1 protein-coding gene is annotated in these 377 nt (G+C 43.2%); it reads right to left on the bottom strand.

Annotated features, from left to right (window positions below):
• Positions 1–377, bottom strand: a 377-nt coding sequence (locus tag HC175_RS20420) for a BamA/TamA family outer membrane protein (RefSeq protein ID WP_168139866.1), incomplete at both ends; no start/stop codon positions are given.

The raw sequence follows: 377 nt of genomic DNA, 5'->3' as shown, positions 1-377 counted from the left end.
CTAATAGGAAAGGCCCTAACGCTGTAAGGACCACCCGCATAGAACTGCCGGCTGTAAGGCATGACATCAGAATTTCCATAGGGAATACCAATTCCGGCAAATAACCTGGTGGCCAGGGTTTGCTCGGGAGCGAAATTAAAATGGTAGCGAAGGTCGGTGTCTATCCTGGCATATTGTGCGAACTCCATTCCAAGAAATTTCTTGGGAGTCTCCCCGTTGCTCAATAAATCTAAGATGTTTCCTGCGACATCAAGATTGGCATTTACAAAGAACTGGTGTTCATCAAGTGCATCAATCATTTCATTATAGAGAAATGAATAGGTTAAGCCGGCAATAAATTGTTGCTCAAAACTGCTTTTAAGGAAAGGATTGTCATC

This window comes from Salinimicrobium oceani (genome assembly GCF_012037645.1).
Note: the sequence above shows the minus strand (reverse complement) of the source record. Positions and strands in the feature narration are given on the sequence as shown.